The 16,439-nt window shown below is 62.1% G+C and carries 14 protein-coding genes and 1 pseudogene; 6 read left to right on the plus strand and 9 right to left on the minus strand.

The annotated features are described in order from the left end of the window. Entirely contained in the window at positions 1 to 1,068 is a 1,068-nt protein-coding gene (locus QFZ33_RS12050) for an MBL fold metallo-hydrolase (RefSeq protein ID WP_307027742.1), read from the minus strand. 113 nt (positions 1,069 to 1,181) lie between these two features. Here QFZ33_RS12050 and QFZ33_RS12055 point away from each other — a divergent pair, with 113 nt between their 5' ends. Then, the gene (locus QFZ33_RS12055) at positions 1,182 to 2,096 is read left to right on the plus strand and encodes a LysR substrate-binding domain-containing protein (RefSeq protein WP_307027743.1); all 915 of its coding nucleotides are present in this window, start codon (positions 1,182 to 1,184) and stop codon (positions 2,094 to 2,096) included. Between the two features lie 348 nt (positions 2,097 to 2,444). Here the strand turns inward: QFZ33_RS12055 and QFZ33_RS12060 are convergent. The 7 genes and pseudogenes from QFZ33_RS12060 to QFZ33_RS12090 all read right to left on the minus strand — a co-directional run. Further along, positions 2,445 to 2,612 (minus strand): annotated as a pseudogene (locus QFZ33_RS12060) (helix-turn-helix domain-containing protein); the annotation flags it as partial. A gap of 180 nt (positions 2,613 to 2,792) precedes the next feature. After that, entirely contained in the window at positions 2,793 to 3,101 is a 309-nt protein-coding gene (locus QFZ33_RS12065; protein ID WP_307027745.1) for a hypothetical protein, read from the minus strand. A gap of 471 nt (positions 3,102 to 3,572) precedes the next feature. Further along, positions 3,573 to 3,731: a hypothetical protein gene (locus tag QFZ33_RS12070; RefSeq protein ID WP_307027747.1), complete on the minus strand. Its 159-nt coding sequence runs from the start codon at positions 3,729 to 3,731 to the stop codon at positions 3,573 to 3,575. A gap of 555 nt (positions 3,732 to 4,286) precedes the next feature. Further along, the gene (locus tag QFZ33_RS12075) at positions 4,287 to 5,057 is read right to left on the minus strand and encodes a maleylpyruvate isomerase family mycothiol-dependent enzyme (protein ID WP_307027748.1); all 771 of its coding nucleotides are present in this window, start codon (positions 5,055 to 5,057) and stop codon (positions 4,287 to 4,289) included. Then, on the minus strand, positions 5,057 to 5,881 hold the full coding sequence (locus QFZ33_RS12080) for a fumarylacetoacetate hydrolase family protein (RefSeq protein ID WP_307027750.1): 825 nt from the start codon (positions 5,879 to 5,881) through the stop codon (positions 5,057 to 5,059). Before QFZ33_RS12080 ends, QFZ33_RS12075 begins: the two co-directional genes overlap by 1 nt. Continuing rightward, on the minus strand, positions 5,882 to 7,009 hold the full coding sequence (locus QFZ33_RS12085) for a cupin domain-containing protein (RefSeq protein ID WP_307027752.1): 1,128 nt from the start codon (positions 7,007 to 7,009) through the stop codon (positions 5,882 to 5,884). Positions 7,010 to 7,101: 92 nt separating this feature from the next. Beyond that, positions 7,102 to 7,896 carry an IclR family transcriptional regulator gene (locus QFZ33_RS12090; RefSeq protein ID WP_307027754.1) on the minus strand — a complete coding sequence of 265 codons (795 nt, stop codon included), beginning with the start codon at positions 7,894 to 7,896 and terminating at the stop codon, positions 7,102 to 7,104. Positions 7,897 to 8,140: 244 nt separating this feature from the next. On the opposite strand from QFZ33_RS12090, the gene QFZ33_RS12095 reads away from it, so the two are divergent. After that, positions 8,141 to 9,388: an FAD-dependent oxidoreductase gene (locus tag QFZ33_RS12095; protein WP_307027756.1), complete on the plus strand. Its 1,248-nt coding sequence runs from the start codon at positions 8,141 to 8,143 to the stop codon at positions 9,386 to 9,388. Positions 9,389 to 9,588: 200 nt separating this feature from the next. Next, entirely contained in the window at positions 9,589 to 11,064 is a 1,476-nt protein-coding gene (locus tag QFZ33_RS12100; RefSeq protein ID WP_307027758.1) for an aldehyde dehydrogenase family protein, read from the plus strand. A gap of 89 nt (positions 11,065 to 11,153) precedes the next feature. Here QFZ33_RS12100 and QFZ33_RS12105 read toward each other — a convergent pair whose 3' ends face one another. Next, on the minus strand, positions 11,154 to 12,080 hold the full coding sequence (locus QFZ33_RS12105; protein ID WP_307027760.1) for a LysR family transcriptional regulator: 927 nt from the start codon (positions 12,078 to 12,080) through the stop codon (positions 11,154 to 11,156). A 71-nt stretch (positions 12,081 to 12,151) separates the two neighbouring features. On the opposite strand from QFZ33_RS12105, the gene mdlC reads away from it, so the two are divergent. The 3 genes from mdlC to QFZ33_RS12120 all read left to right on the plus strand — a co-directional run bounded on the left by mdlC (position 12,152) and on the right by QFZ33_RS12120 (position 16,294). Beyond that, positions 12,152 to 13,777: a benzoylformate decarboxylase gene (mdlC, locus tag QFZ33_RS12110; RefSeq protein WP_307027761.1), complete on the plus strand. Its 1,626-nt coding sequence runs from the start codon at positions 12,152 to 12,154 to the stop codon at positions 13,775 to 13,777. Positions 13,778 to 13,805: 28 nt separating this feature from the next. After that, positions 13,806 to 15,311, plus strand: a complete 1,506-nt coding sequence (locus QFZ33_RS12115; protein WP_307027763.1) for an aldehyde dehydrogenase family protein — start codon at positions 13,806 to 13,808, stop codon at positions 15,309 to 15,311. Between the two features lie 74 nt (positions 15,312 to 15,385). After that, complete coding sequence (locus QFZ33_RS12120) at positions 15,386 to 16,294, plus strand: ketopantoate reductase family protein (RefSeq protein WP_307027767.1); 909 nt, start codon at positions 15,386 to 15,388, stop codon at positions 16,292 to 16,294. Positions 16,295 to 16,439 lie beyond the last annotated feature (145 nt).

The following is a 16,439-nucleotide window of genomic DNA, read 5'->3' on the forward strand; positions in this document are numbered from 1 at the left end:
TCACACCTTTTCTATGGTCAGTGATGGGATTTCGTGCTGTGCAAAGGAGATGATCTCCAGGTCGTCGGGAACGTACAGAGGGCCGTCGAAGGTTTCCTCTGCACGCCGCCACACTGCGGGGTCCGCTGTGCCGGGGACCAGGTGGTGCAGGGCCAAAGCTTTCGCGCCGGCGCGAGTGGCGATCTCCCCTGCCTGCCTGGCACTGGTGTGGGACTTGCGGTGATGGTCCACCGATGCCTGCGCGGTCTGCGGTTCCTCGTGGGCGTAGGCGCGGTCCACCCAGCCGAAGTCGATGGCCTCGTGCATCAGCAGGTCGGTTCCCTCAGCCAGCCGGACCAGGTTCTCGCACGGGGCCGTGTCGCCTGAAATGGTGACCGAGCCGTTGGCGGTCTGGAAACGGAACGCGAAAGCCGGGGCAACTGGCGGATGCTCGACCAGCGTAGCCGTCACCGTAACCAGCTCATCGCGGTAGATCACAAAGGGTTCCATCCCGGGAGTCGGGTTCTCGTTGGGGTGGAACCCGGACTGTTCGGGGACAACGATGTCCTCGGCCTGGAAGTGCTTCAGCGGCGATGGCCGGAGCGAATCTATCATCCGGTCGTTAACGTCAGTAGAGTACGCGTGCAACAGCGTCTGGACCATTTCCCGCGTACCGAGCGTGGGATTTTCGGGAAACAGCGGATCCACTGGCTTGGCAGCCCGCGGCGACTGCGGCGGAAGCATCCCCCGGTTTCCAGGGCCGATGATCCTGATGGGCGGCTGCTCCGGGTCAACAACGTGCAGGAAACCGAAGACCGTCATGCTGGCCAGATCAATGGTGTGGTCCGAATGCAGGTGCGTCAGGAACATCGCCCGGACGGAGGGGATGTCGATGCCGGCCATCATCAGTTGCCGCCCCACCCCGTGGCCCAAGTCCACCAGATAAACGGCGTCGCCGATGACGACGGCGGTGGCGATGCCCGCCCGTTCGCCCTGGCCCATACCCTTCCACCAGCGGGGACCGCCAGCGGTTCCCAGTGCGACAACATATCGGACCAGTTCCGGTTCAGGAACGAAATTGGCGCTCATCATTCTCCTTCGCAACGGCTTGTAGTGCAGGTCGCATCTCTTCCCTTTCACTATGCGGAGCTGTCATAATTTTGTAAATCACAAATAACTCAGCTTCTTGTTTAGGATTACTGATGAATGGCGTCACCCTGCGGCAGCTGGACTACTTCCTTGCGGTGGCCAAGCACGGGTCTGTGACCGCAGCGGCCACCGCCTGCCACGTTTCACCGGGAGGAATATCGCTGGCGCTCACAGAGCTGGAGGCCGCGCTCGGGGCGCAGCTGCTGCTTCGCCGCCGGGCCAAAGGCGCAACCCTGACTCCCGCCGGCCGGTGGGTGGCAGACCGAGCGCTGCCCATCGTCCAGGACCTCGGCGAACTCATGCACGCGGCGAAGCAGATGCAGGGGCAGCTGATCGGACCGTTGAGGATCGGCTGCTTCACCACGCTGTCCCCGTGGATGATGCCCCGCATTATCGAGCATTTCGCGGCCAACCACCCTGCTGTGGACATCGAGATGGTGGAAGGGTCCTCGGACCAACTTCAGGAGCGGCTGCTGGCCGGGGAGCTTGACTTATGTTTCATGTACTCCCTGCACGTAAGTACCCCCGTGGACGTCCAGACCATCGCGCCCGTCCGGCTCCAACTCCTGCTCAGCCCCGACCATCCGCTCGCGGCGCAGGAGGAAGTGGAACTGCGTGACCTGGCGGGCGAACCCGCCGCGGTCCTGGCCCTCCGGCCCGCGAGTGACCTCGTGGAGACCATACTTCGGAACGCAGGGTTCGAGCCGAACATCAAATGGCGCAGTACCAGCGTGGAGACCATCAGGTCCCTGGTAGCCCGAGGGCAGGCCTACTCAGTGCTGATGGGAAGACCCCTCGGTGACAGAACCTACGAAGGCCTGCCCCTGGCCTACCGCCGCATCAAGGATGACCTCCCGGAAAATGCAGTGGTAGCTGCCTACGCCGCCGGAACGAAACCATCGCTCAAAAACAGGACGCTGATCGAGTATTGCCGGAATGAATTCTCCGATCGATCACCGGTTCAGTAGACCTGAGGCAGACCCTCAAGTGGGCCATCCCTCCCGATTGGTCACCTCGGACTGACCTGACGACCTCCCGTGCATGCGCTCAAGAACAGTCCTCCCATCAGTAAAGCAGGGGCAGACCTACCGTGGATCCACCACCGTTGACGAGACCTTCCCAACCAAGATGCCCGCACCGAAAACTCGTCTGGGGCTTCCCATTGGCATCTGACCTGAGGAAAATTGAGATTATCCATGGAACGGGAGTTCTCGCATCCACTTCCACTCCCGCGCTTTGAACGCCGATAATGGAGGTTCCGTCAAGCTACGGCCGCGCGGACTATTGCACATCGACGGCGCAGGCAGGGGAGCGGCTCACTCCGGCTTGGCCTGGCGCAGGTACTGGTAGACAGTTTCCCTGCTGATCCCGTAATCACGGGCAAGAACTGTTTTCGGGACACCGCTGCCGGCACGCTGAACCAGCTCGGCCGCCCGCTCAGGTGCGAGGGTCCTTTTCCGCCCTTTGTAGGCGCCGCGCTGCTTTGTCCGCTGTCCAGCCATGGACGCCTCCCAACCCTCGTCTTGTCGGGTTGAGTTCTAGGCTCATTCCAGAAGGAAGTCAAGACCTGCAGCGCGGGTGCGTCAGGTTGGGGTGTGCTTCACCTTGGTAGGCGTAGAGCACCTGAAGCTCCCAGTAAGGAATGTCGATCGTTATGGTTGAGTTCATGATTCCCGGCAGATAGTACGAACCTGCCAGCCGTCCTCCCGGCGGTATGTTCGTCCACCTCTCCCATAGGAGAGCTTCAGCCGGACGATGCTTTGGTCCGCAGTCAGGTCTTCAATTACTCCTCGTGCAATGGCTAGGCGGTCATCCAGCACCTCAATCTCATCGCCGAGTCTGAGCCCGTTCCAGTCGAAGATTTTGATAGTGGTTCTGCTGTCCGAAGCTGATGGCGGTCGAGAGCTGGTGACCACCCGCGTTTTTTCTGACGAAAGCAAAGCCAGATCGCGGGCAACGGCTTTCTGGGCCATTATACGATTTACGTAACCATCACCCTCAGAAGTCCTTGGATACTTCGGGGCCTGGCGAACCTCGTCACCGGTCCTACTGGAAGACAGGGGGTCGTAAAAGACCACGTCCGCGCTTTGCCGGCCACTGTCCAAGCCTGGAGGTAGAGGTACCTGATCAGGGTGGGTGTCAGCTTCGACAGGCCGTGGGAGGACAGTTGGATACATGACGCCAAGGACAACCACAACACTGTCTGACTGGAAGTGCTGCGGAGGTCCAGGGCTGGCGAGGGGGGCGCGCTTGTCTTCATCACTGCACTGCCGTCTTCCATCAAGGGGCCTCACTGTCTTGCACCTCTCGCCACTCGTTGAGTGGAAGCTCGTCGCTGTCCTCATAACCTGCAAGGAAACTTCCTAGCCTCCAGCTGCTTCATGATGGATGAGATTGTGGATAACCCTCCAGTGGAGGGCCGGCAGCGCCCTCCTCTGAACTGCTCAGCGGTAGATCTGAACCTGCAGTTTTGGTTGCATCTCGACAAGTCGCCGCTGGCTGGCGCCTGCCTGCTGTAACCAGAGAAGGCTTCCATCCGGTGCGACAACTTCTACACGGCCCCGGTCGATGAAGTTCTCGGCATCGCGGATCTCGATGTCCATGCCTTGGAGTTGAGACCAGTCTTCGACAGCCCTCCATGGAACAAAACTGCCCGCTGGAGGCAAGCTCCTACTGCTGGCCCCGTGCATCTTCTCGGTTTCCTTCTTCACGTTCGCTTGCCCTGATTCTCTTCATGCGGTGCACATTACGCTTTGAAATGAGGGTAGAAGCTGGAATTGAATAAATCTAATAAATGCATGCGTACTAGCCATAGATGGTGTCTATATGATTAGCTCCGAAATTGGCCGCAGCACTGCCGCCGCTATGCGCACCCTGGCTGTCAGCGATCTGCCGGATTCTTCTCCTGTGTTCACCCCGTCCATGGTGTGGCCCGTTCAACGTGATGCGGATCCCGCGCACGTGTGGGCTTCGTGGCTTCATTCGGACACGCTTTCAACGCTTGCCTCTCGCAGGTTGACCAACAGGAAACGGAGTCCATGAGAGCACCGCAAGCCGGTGCCAATTGTTGCCGCCTGCCATCATGGGAAGAAGCGACTCACATTCCCTGTTGGGTTGAGTCGCTTCTTCCCGATGTGGGTCCGCTGTTGACCGGCAGGCTAGATCCATGCAGGAGCGGAGGGAATATCAGTTAGTGGTTCGTCCCCCCGGGAGGCCTCGAGATCCTGATACCGTTCATTCACAGCGCGGCCTGTGGACCATGCTGCAACCGCAGCGAGCGGACCGGAGACCACCAGCGGTGACTCCGCTGTCGTGTCACCAAACGTCAGCGTCGCCGGCTGGTCTGTCACTTCGACGACCAGGTCTTTGTCGGTGCCGCGGGCTGTCCAGGCGCCGGTGATGTCCTTGAGCAGGCGTTCCAGAACAGGGGCGGGGATGTCTTCGAAGGAAGCCCCGTTGTCCAGGTCGACGGCGTGTACCCAGACTTCCCGGGTGCGCATCCACACTGTTTCCTCGGCTGGTACCACCCTGCCTTGAACAGTCTTCACCTTGTTGTGCCAGTCGTCTCCGGGCAGGTCCCTCCACTCGACGTTCAGGTGCACCGCGGAATGGTCGAACAGGTTCCGCAGCGCAGTCGGGCTGAGCGTGGCTCCGAAGTCAATTTCGTGATTGCGGACTTCGGTGGAGGGATACATCGGCGTTTCCACCCCTGTTGCTGCCCATTCCACCAGTCGCGCGACGGCCCGTGCGTTGTAGCCGACGTGGGCCACGACGTGCCGGCGGGTCCAGCCCGGAAGGAGCGAGTCGCCGTCCAGCTCTGCGTCCGATAGTTCGTTGAGCTTGCGAGCAAAGAAGGCGGTGCCCCGCCGGGCCTGCAGGAGTGCTTCCTGCAGGCGCGGGTCGTCCGTCTGGTCGTGCCGGGCGGCCATCAGGCTTCCTTGATGACGCGGTTCTTCAGCTGTCCGAGCCCTCCAATGGTGGTGACGAGGACCTGGCCTTCCTGCAGGTAGCGTTTAGGGTCCTGCGCGTGGCCCACGCCGCCGGGTGTGCCGGTGGCGATCACGTCGCCGGGGTTCAGGGTGATGATCGTGGAAATGTAGGAGACCAGGAATTCGGGGGTGAACACCAGGTCCGAGGTGGGGGTGCTCTGCTGGATTTCGCCATCCACCGCGGAGGTCATAAGCGGGCCGGTGGTGAACTCGTCCTTGGTGACCAGGGCGGGGCCGAACGGGGTGGACTTCTCCCAGGTCTTGCCCTGCAGCCACTGGATGGTGCGGAACTGGTAGTCCCGCATGGACACGTCGTTCAGCACGGCGTATCCGGCGATGTGGCTGGCGGCATCGGCTTCGTTGATCCGGCGACCGGTTTTGCCGATGACGACGGCGAGTTCTGCTTCCCAGTCCACGGTGTCGGATTCCTGCGGCAGGGCCAGGTCGTCGTTGGGGCCGATGAGGGATTCGGTGTACTTGGCGAACAGGGTGGGGTACTCGGGGACTTCCCGGCCCATTTCCTTGATGTGGTTGCGGTAGTTGTGCCCCACGCAGATGATCTTGCCCGGGGAGGGCACGACGGCGGCAAGGTCGGCGCCGTCGAGCGCGTGCGTTGCGCCGTTGGCTACCTTGGCCTTGTCTTCCCACGCGGGGTCCTGCAGCAGGGCTCCGACGTCAGCGAAGCCGTCGATTTCGGTGAGGATGCCGCCGTCCTGGCGGACGGCCTTGGTTCCTTCAGGAGTGCGGAGGGTCAACAGTCTCATTTACTTGCGTCCTTCGGTGTAGGTGCGGTTGAAGTTCAGGCGTTCGAAGATGGGGGAGTCACTGAAGCGGAACAGGTCGAACTCGGTATCTGCCTGCAGGGACCATTCCTGCCATGACGGGACCACGAACAGATCGCCCTTGGCCAGCTGCTTGGTTTCGCCGTTCAGCAGCACCGTGCCTGTGCCTTCGAACACCTGCCACACACTGGAACCGACTTCGCGGACACCGTCGGTGGTGGCGCCGGCGCGGAGGCGGTGGAACTCGGCCCGGATGGTGGGCATGACATCGCCGCCCGTTGTTGGGTTGGAGTACCGGATGGCTGCGTGGCCCTGTGAAACGGTGGCCGGGTGTCCTTCGTCTTCCAGTAGCAACTGTTCGCGAAGGGCGGCGTCCGTGTGCTCCCAGCGGTAGGCGGCGATGGGGGAATTGGTGGTGTCCTGCAGTCCGGAGAGGGGGCGCAGCCCGGGGTGGGCCCAGAGCCGTTCCGAGCGGGAGATATCCGGCGTGGCCTCGTCGGTGACGCGTTCGGTGCCGAACTCGAAGAACCCGGCGTCGGCGTAGTGCACGAACGGGATGTCCAGCCCGTCGATCCACGCCATCGGCTGGTCCGTGTCGTTGTGGTGGCCGTGGAAGTTCCAGCCGGGAGTCAACAGGAAATCCCCTCGGGACATTCTGACGGGGTCACCGTTCACCACGGTCCACACGCCCTCGCCCTCCACCACAAAACGGAAGGCGTTCTGGGAGTGCCGGTGCTCGGGCGCTGTTTCCCGGCCGCCAAGGTACTGGATGGCCGCCCAGAGCGTCGGCGTCGCATAGGGTGTGCCGCCCAACCCCGGGTTCGCCAGTGCGATTGCGCGTCGCTCGCCGCCGCGGCCGACGGGGACCAGGTCCCCAGCGCGGGCGGCCAGGGGGTAGAGGTCGTTCCAGCGCCAGACGTGCGGCACTGCCTTGGGCGAGGGAACCATCGGCATCAGGTCACCGATCTCAGTCCACAACGGGATCAGGTTCTCGCGGTCGAAGTCGCGGTACAGCTGATCCAACTTCACGGCCTCTTCCGGTGTTGGCTCGGGGGCGACGTGCGCAGCGGCAATTGATTCGTGGGTCGTGTTCTCGGCGCTGATGGACACTGGGACCTCCTCGGTTAGTGGGCTTGGCGTGCCTTCGACTGTAAAGGCGCGTGCAAGGAGATCCCAATTACTTTCTGTCCAGCAGAATCTTATTATCCCTCCGTGGGAGTAGCAGCGATGTCCAACTCGATCTGCCTCCGCGTTTCCTCCATGATTCCGACCAGTCCGGCATCGAAAAGCGGACGGAAACGGCCAACGGGCGTGGCGACGCTCAGGGCCCCAACGACAAGGCCCGACGGGTTATGCAGCGCCATCCCCAGGGCGCTGATGCCCTCCTCGGTTCCTTCGAAATTGGCCGCGAACCCGTTGGTCCGGATTGTCTCCAGTTCACGCACAAGCAATGCCATGTCGCCGGGAGGCAGACTGTCGTCCCCGCGGTCGGAGCGGGACCCGGTATAGAGCTGGTCTACCAGCGCGGGATCAAGCTCCGCGAGAATGGCCTTGCCTCCGGATGCCTTGTTGGCCGGGAGTACCGCGCCCTGTCGGTCACCGACCCGTAGGGCATTCCTGCTCTCCACCGTTTCCAGGAACCTCACCTTCGTCCCCACCCGAATCATGAGGTTGACGGTCTCATTGACTCTTGAGCAGAGCAGCTCCATATGGGGGCGCGCGAGATCGCGAAGCAGCCTGCTCCAGCCCACTCCTGCCGGTCCGACGCTCATTCCTGGTCCGGGAACGTAATGTCGGGCCTCGTCTTGCACCGCGAAGCCCCGGTAGACCAGCATCGCCAGCAGCCTGTGCGCGGTTGAGGGCGCAACACCCAACTCCTGGGCGGCGTCCTTTAGCCGGAGGCGTCCGTGATCGCGCAGCAGTTGCACCAGCTGCAGAGCGTTATCGACTGCCTGAATGGAGTACGTGGGCTTCTCGTTGAGGCGAGTTTTCTGCATAACAGAATTGTATGGGCATTTTATGGTGTGTGCCCTCACAGTGGTGGCATGACTCACACCGCTTCCGATGCCCGGTCGAAGCGGCCGCGGGAAGCCATCCTAGGGGCAGCCGCAGCGCGGCGGCTCGTTGCAGGACCGGTTCCAACTGAAAGCCCCGGGCTGCTGCGATGCCATTCGTTCTGATGACGGCCGGCCTCGCAGACTAACTCTTTTCACGAATCACAACCCCACTAGGAGACTTGCAATGTCTGACCCCAAATCCACCACCGACGTTCTTGTTGTGGGCGGCGGGATGGCCGGCCTCGCAGGAGCCCTGGCTCTGCGCGAGAGCGGTGCCGCCGTCACCCTTGTGGAGCGCGCACCTGAATTCGGGGAGGTCGGCGCCGGGCTGCAGATGGCACCGAACGCCTCCCGTGTCCTGAAGCGCTGGGGCCTGCTCGAAAAGGCCTTGGAAGTGGGCGTTCAGCCCAAGCACCTCGTGTTCCGCGATGCCGTCACCGGCGAGGAACTGACACGGCAAAGCCTCAAGGGAGAATTTGAGGAGCGCTACGGCGCACCTTACGTGGTGATCCACCGCAGCGACCTGCACCGGATTCTCCTGGAGGCCTGCCAGGCCGCAGGCGTTGAGCTGATCAACGACGTGACGGTCTCCGGTGTCGAAACCGTCGACGGCCGCGGCATCGCAAAGACTGACGACGGGCGGGAGTACCACGCGGACGTCATCCTGGGCGCAGATGGTCTGAGGTCAACCCTCCGTGACGCCGTCTCAACCGATGGTCCCATCTCCTCCTCGTACGTCGCCTACCGGGGGACCGTGCCGATCACCTCCGAGACCCTGGCGACGGACCTGGAAGACGTCGTGGTTTATCTGGGCCCGGACTGCCACCTGGTGCAGTACCCGCTGCGCAGGGGCGAATTGCTCAACACTGTTGCAGTCTTCAAGTCGCCATCCTTCGAGCGCGGCGAGGAGCAGTACGGCGGCGTTGACGAGCTGCAGGCCGCCTACGCAGACTGTGTACCTGCCGTGCAGGAGGCCCTGAAGAACCTGGCCACCGGGATCCGCTGGCCCATGTACGACCGGGACCCAATCGAGAACTGGATTGCGGGACGCATGGTACTCATGGGCGATGCTGCACACCCGATGCTGCAGTACCTCGCCCAGGGGGCCTGCCAGGCCCTGGAAGATGCAGCCGTCCTGCAGGATGCGGCCACGGGCACCGTCTTCACCGACGAGGGCATCAATCCGGACGCCTGGGACGACGCCATCCGTGAATTCAACACTGTCCGTGCTGCCCGTACCTCCCGTATTCAGCGCACGGCCCGGATCTGGGGTGAATCATGGCATGTTTCCGGCGTCGCCGGCGTGCTGCGGAACCTCCTGTTCAAGAGCCGGAAGGAGAACGACTTCCAGTACAACGACTGGCTTTACGGCACAGACGGCGTGGGGACACCGTCCCCCGCCGGCGGACGGAACGCGGCTGTTTCCGCCTGACGTCAGGCCGGGAGCCGCTCGACTCTGCTGCGCCCTCAAGGCCTGATTGGTCCCTCAAGGACCACCCGACGTCGCCCTATCCTCCGGACAGGGCGACGGGTTCCCTTTATGAGTATTGAACACCGGTTCCAAGGCTTGGATTGCCGACGATGGCAAACCACAGGCACTGGGACATCTCTAACCCTTGGAAGGACTATCCAATGACATCTACTGTTTCCGAGACCGCGGCGACCTTCGCCGGGCAGGACACCACGCTCCAGTACATCGGCGGCACATGGCGCGCGGGCCGCTCCGAGCGTTCCCTGACCGTCACCAACCCTTACGACGACAGCGAACTGACCACCATCCGGCTCGCTAACTCGACGGACGTCGACGAGGCCTACAAGGCCGCCGAAGCGGCGCAGAAGGAATGGGCGTCGTTCACACCGGCGGCCCGCCGCGACGTGATCCTGCGCGCAGCCCAGATTCTTGAGGAACGCAGGGAAGAGATCGTTTCCTGGCTCATTAAGGAAGCCGGCTCCAGCGTGGCCAAGGCGAACGTCGAAGTATCTCTAGCCGCGGGAATCACCCTCGAGGCGGCATCCTTCCCCACCCGCGTGCATGGCCGAATCGTAGAATCCAACACGCCTGGCAAGGAGATCCGCGTGTACCGCCGACCAATCGGCGTCGTTGGCGTGATCAGCCCGTGGAACTTCCCGCTGCACCTGTCCCAGCGCTCAGTTGCGCCCGCCCTCGCCCTGGGCAACGCTGTGGTGGTCAAGCCGGCCAGCGACACGCCGGTCAGCGGTGGCCTGATCCTTGCCAAGGTCTTCGAGGAGGCCGGACTGCCGCCGGGAGTACTGAACGTCGTCATTGGAGCGGGATCCGAAATCGGTGACGACTTCGTCACGCATCCGGTTCCCGGGTTGATCTCCTTCACGGGTTCGACACCTGTTGGACAGAACGTCGGACGTCTTGCCATCGGCGGGAAGTACCTCAAGCATGCGGCACTGGAACTGGGTGGCAACAGCCCCCTGATCGTCCTTGCCGACGCCGACCTGGACGCGGCTGTGGAAGCTGCTGTGCTTGGCAAGTTCCTGCACCAGGGGCAAATCTGCATGGCGGTCAACCGCATCATCGTCGAAGCCCCTCTCTACGACGAATTCGTCGCACGATTCACTGCCGCCGCATCGTCGGTCCCGGCCGGCGATCCCTCCGACCCGAACACGCTCGTTGGCCCCGTGATCAACGACAGCCAGCTAAACGGGCTAAAGGCCAAGATTGACAGAGCTCTCGCCGAGGGGGCCCGTGCCGTCCTGGACGGGGAAATCAAGGGAAGAATCGTGCCTCCTCACGTCTTCGTTGACGTCACTCCCGACATGGAAATCGCCCGGGAAGAGATCTTCGGACCCCTGGTCGGCGTGCTCAAGGCCGATGACGAGGCGCACGCGCTGGAGTTGGCCAACGCCAGCGACTTTGGCCTCGCTGCGGCACTGTTCACCCAGGACGTGGACAAGGGCGTCCGGTTCAGCCTGGGAATCAAGTCCGGAATGACACACATCAATGAGATGCCCATTCAGGACGAGGCCCACGTCGCCTTCGGCGGGGAACGCAACTCAGGGCTCGGCCGCTTCAACGGCGACTGGGCAATTGCTGAATTCACGACCGACTACACCCTGGGCATCAAGCGCCTGTAGCAGCAAACCAAGATATGGCAGGAGCCGTCCTCATCCGCAAGCAGGGGGCGGCTCCTGCCAATTCTTCAACCGCGCCTCCAGGGGCTTCATTACACCTCGTCGGAGGGCTCCTGGAGGGCATCGCGGATGATCTCCCGCAACCAGTCGAGCGCCGGCATCGGTCCGGGACGGCGGTAGGTGTACAGGGCAACGTTGCCCGGGGGAACCGAAAATGGCAGCTTGAACATCTTGATAGGGCTTTCTGCGGCGAAAATTTGACCAACTACTTCGGGGACGATGCCGAGGTAGTTGGTGCTGCCGAGTACATGAGGCATGGCGGAGAAGTGCGGAAGCCTGACCGCTGGGGCCTGATCGTAGTTGAGCTCGCGCATTCGTTGCTGAATGTGCTCGTGGCCAAGTTGCTCACTGACCACCACCCGCCGCTCCCGCAAGAATTCCTCCACTGTTGGTTGAGCACCTATTCGCGGATGAGAGGCCGAGCAAATGCCCCAGTAGGACTGCACCAGGAGTTGATCCCTCACCAGATCAGGTGAGTCAATCCGCGGGGTACAGATGGCCGCATCTGCCTTGCCTTGGGTGAGGTGTTCCCGTGCAGTCCCGTAGACCAGGGGGAGGACCTCTACGGAAACAGCTGGTGCCAGGTCCTGGATCCGAGTCAGAACGGCGGGAAGCAGGGCGATCTCGCCGATGTCCGTTAGCAGCAGACGAAAATTGCGACGCGATGTTCGGGGGTCGAAGACGGTAACACCCTGAACTGCCTCATCAATGGCCTCCAGCGAATGGCGCAGCTGGGGGTAGACAGCTGTCGCCACATTTGTGGGGTTCAATCCGTCAGGTCCACGCAGGAAGAGTTCATCTTTGAGCATCCTTCGGAGCTTGCCCAGAGCGTAGCTGACGGACGGTTGGCTGATGAAAAGCAGCTCCGCCGCGCGGCTTACACTCCTCGTCTCATAGATGCGTACGAAGGTCCGCATCAGATTCAAATCGTAGTTCTCGAGAGGGACTCCAGTCTTCATAGAAACAGTCTATGCCCGGCATGGGTTTATCTATTGGATAAATGAGCGCCTGATTTCTAGTCTGTTAATAAGTGATCTATCCCACCAACCAGGAAATGAGGCTTTCGGTGACGCGCACCATCCGAGCAGAAACGATGGAAATTCTGCGGCAGAACAACCTGACCACGGTGTTCGGCAACCCCGGTTCCAATGAGCTCCCGTTCCTTCAGGACTTTCCTGAGGACTTTCAGTACATTCTCGGACTCCACGAAGGTGCAGTCATCTCTATGGCCGACGGGTTTGCGCAGGCGTCAGGCAATGCTGCTTTCGTGAACCTCCACGCCGCGTCCGGATCCGGCAACGCCATGGGCGGACTGACGAATGCCGTGTACTCCCATTCACCGCTGGTCATCACGGCCGGCCAGCAGGTCCGGTCGATGGTGGGCCTGGAGGCGATGCTGGCCAACATGGACGCACCCTCCCTACCGCGGCCGCTCGTGAAGTGGAGTGCTGAGCCGCTGTGCGCAGAAGATGTGCCGCGGACCATCAGCCAGGCCGTCCACATTTCACAGCTGCCGGCAAAGGGGCCGGTATACGTCTCCATTCCTTATGACGACTGGGACAAGACCTCCCCGGTGGAAGCACATCATCTTGCCGGCCGGACCACGGTCGCGGCGCAGGCGCTCAGCGCAGACCAGGCACAGGAACTGGTTGATCAGCTGAACGCCGCGACCAACCCGGTGATCGTCCTCGGTCCGGAAGTTGATGCGGATTATGCCAATGACTTCGCCGTTACGCTGGCGGACAAGCTCGCGGCACCAGTTTGGATCGCACCGTCGGCTTCCCGTTGCCCGTTCCCGACGCGCCACCGCAGCTTCAGGGGGGTCCTTCCCGCATCCATCAAGGACATCTCGGAGATGCTGCATGATCACGACGTCGTTCTCGTCGTTGGCGCACCGGTATTCCGGTACCACCAATATGTTCCAGGGGCCTACCTCAAGGACGGCACCCGCATCCTCCACGTGACCAGCGATGCAGGAGAGGCCGCCAGAGCTCCCATGGGCGACTCGTACGTGGCATCCGTCCGGGGAACGCTGCAGACCCTGGCTGAGGCCGTCGACCAGACCACCCGCAAACAGCTGCCGGAGCTGCCGGACTTCGCCGAACCGGCAGCGAGCACGTTCGACGCGATCCATCCCGAGTCCGTCTTCGAGGAACTGCGGACCACGGCTCCGGCCGACACCGTATATGTCAAGGAGTCCACGTCCACGTCGGCCGCCTTCTGGCAGCAGATGGACCTGCAGCAGCAGGGCAGCTATTTCTTTCCGGCTTCGGGCGGACTCGGCTTTGGCCTCCCGGCCACCGTAGGTGCACAGCTGGCGCATAAGGACAGGCGCGTCATCGGCATCATCGGCGATGGTTCGGCCAACTACGGCATCACGGCCCTTTGGACGGCGGCCCAATACAACATTCCGTGCATCATCCTCATCTTGAAAAACGGCACGTACGGGGCCCTCAGGGGCTTCTCCAGGCTGCTGGGAACGGGTGAAACCCCGGGGCTGGATGTTCCCGGCCTGGACTTCGTCCAGATCGCCAGTGGTTACGGCGTGGACGCGGAGTCCGTCAGCACCCGGGAAGCTCTTCGTGCCGCACTGCTAAAGGCCCTCGAAAGCCAGAAACCAGCACTCATCGAAATCCACACTCAGTTCGAGTCGTAGATTTACGACCATCCACTAAAGGATCGCTATGACCACCATCAGCGTCGACGACGTTGTCGGCACCGCAAAAGCTTCGTTCATGAACCCCGCCACTTGGCAGGGCAGGATCTTCACCGGCTCCTGGGATTGTGGAACTGCTGCCGATCAGCCTGTACTTGAACCTGCTACCGGTGAGTCCCTGGGGATGATTGGCTGTGGTTCCGCAACAGACATCGATCAGGCATGCAGGACAGCCAAAGCAGCACAGACGACTTGGGCTGAAACTCCGTATGAAGATCGGGCAGCTGTTCTGCGGCGTGCGGCAGCACTTTTCGAGGAGCACGCCGCAGAAATCGCCAACTGGATCATCCGTGAATCAGGTTCGGTTACAGCCAAAGCCCAGCTGGAAACCCGCCAGGCCGCGCTTGAATGCTATGAAGCGGCTGCTCTGCCCTCCAGGGCCCAGGGAGAGTTGTTCCCGGCTGGCGACCCCGGACGGATCAGCTTTAGCCGCCGTACCCCAGTGGGCGTTGTCGGTGTCATCGCACCTTTCAACTTTCCCCTCCTGCTGGCCATCCGTGCGGTGGCCCCGGCCCTGGCCCTTGGCAACGCAGTAGTCCTGAAGCCGGACACCCGGACCGCCGTCAGCGGCGGAGTTTCGATCGCCAGGGTCTTCGAAGAGGCAGGCCTGCCCGCAGGCGTCTTTCAGATGGTCCCGGGGGATGCCGAAGCAGGTGCAGCCCTGGTCGCAAACGACGCTGTCCGCGTCGTCGCCTTCACGGGCTCAACTACAGCGGGACGCCACGTGGCGGCCGCCGCAGCGAAACACCTCAAACGCGCCCACCTCGAGCTTGGCGGAAACAGTGCGATCATCGTGCTGGAAGACGCGGACATCGATCTGGCGGCATCGGCTGGGGCCTGGGGATCATTCCTTCACCAGGGACAGATCTGCATGGCCGCCGGTCGCCACATCGTGCACGAATCCGTTGCTGATGAGTACGTCGCCAAGCTCGCCGAGATAGCGCGAAACCTGCCGGTAGGCAACCCGGCGGCGGCGGCCGTGGCCCTCGGCCCCATCATTGATGCAAAGCAGCTGGAGAACGTGCACCGCCTGGTGCAGGACAGCGCCGCAAGCGGGGCAACGATCGTGGCCGGTGGCCACTTTGACGGGCTCTTCTATGCACCCACGGTGCTGGACAACGTGCGGCGGGACACCCCGGCGTACAGCGGGGAAGTTTTCGGCCCCGTTGCGCCGGTCATCCGGTTCAGCACCGTCCAGGAAGCTATCGACCTGGCGAAAGACTCGGAATATGGCCTGTCGTTGTCCGTGATCGGTGCGGACGCCATGAACGCCTGGGATGTGGCCCGGCAGATTCCTTCCGGACTGGTGCACATCAATGACCAGACGGTCGCCGACGAAGCCCATATTCCCTTCGGGGGTGTGGGAAACTCCGGAAACGGAAGCCGGATCGGCGGAGCCGAAGCAAACATCGAGTCTTTTACAGACATCCAGTGGGTCACGCTGCAGAAAGACACCGCCCGCTACCCCTTCTGAAATTCCACGACTGAGCAGGGAAACCAATTGCGAAGTCATCGAAGCACCCTCAACGTACAAGGCAGGAAAAGCACATGAAAATTGGCATTGTTGGCGCAGGAGCCATGGGACAGCTCTTCGGAGGACGCCTGCAGATGGCCGGCAACGAGGTCCGATTCATCGACGCAGCACCGGCAACCATCGAAACCCTCAACGCCGAAGGCATCACCATTACGGCCGCCGGAGAACCCCGCCACACGCCCGTGACCGCGGGAACGGCTGCGGACTTCAACGAGGCACTTGAGCTCATCATTGTCTTTACGAAGAGTTTCCACACAGAAGCAGCGGTGGCATCCATCAAACACCTGATTGGCGACGCCACCTTCGGGCTGACGCTCCAGAACGGGCTGGGAAACGCTGACCTGCTGGCGGCAACCTTCGGGGCAGAGCATACTCTGGTCGGCATCACCGACTTCCCTGCCGACCTGGAACGGCCCGGCCACATTTCCACCGGCGCGGGAGGCAAGGTCCGCGTGGGCAGTTTCACCGGCCAGCAGGAGCCTTTCCTGCAGGGCCTCGTCGATACCCTGAAAGAGGCAGGGCTCACCGCAACTCTTGAAGAAGAAATCCAGACACACATCTGGGAAAAACTTGCCTTCAACGCAGCTCTGAACACGCTTAGCGCCGTCACAGGCCAGACAGTCGGCCAGATAGCCGCAAGTGCAGCTGCCCTGGACATCGTGTCCCGGGTCGTCGACGAAACGGTTCTTGTCGCCGCAAGCCAGGGCGTGCAAGTCTCGCGGGAACGGATCCAGACCGCACTGGACGAAGCCTACGTCCATGCCAAGGACCACAAGACATCGATGCTCCAGGACCGTGAAGCGAAACGCCGTACCGAGGCCGACTACATCGGAGGCGCAATCGTCCGTCTCGGCGAAGAAACAGGCAACCCGGCACCCGTCCTTGGTGCACTGACACTCTTGGCCAGCGAAACCATCAGGTAGACCCACTCCGCCAGGCTGCAAGTACCACGGCCCGGTGCTTGTCCCCGGTTCGATGGAGGCCAGGGTTCCCGCGGCTCCATCGAACCCAGCGCTCTACCTCTGCGCCCTGGGACAATCCCACCAAACACAACTTTCGATAGGAAAC

Origin of the sequence: Arthrobacter globiformis (genome assembly GCF_030815865.1) — a bacterium.
In the GTDB taxonomy this organism is placed as follows: Bacteria; Actinomycetota; Actinomycetes; order Actinomycetales; family Micrococcaceae; genus Arthrobacter; species Arthrobacter globiformis_B.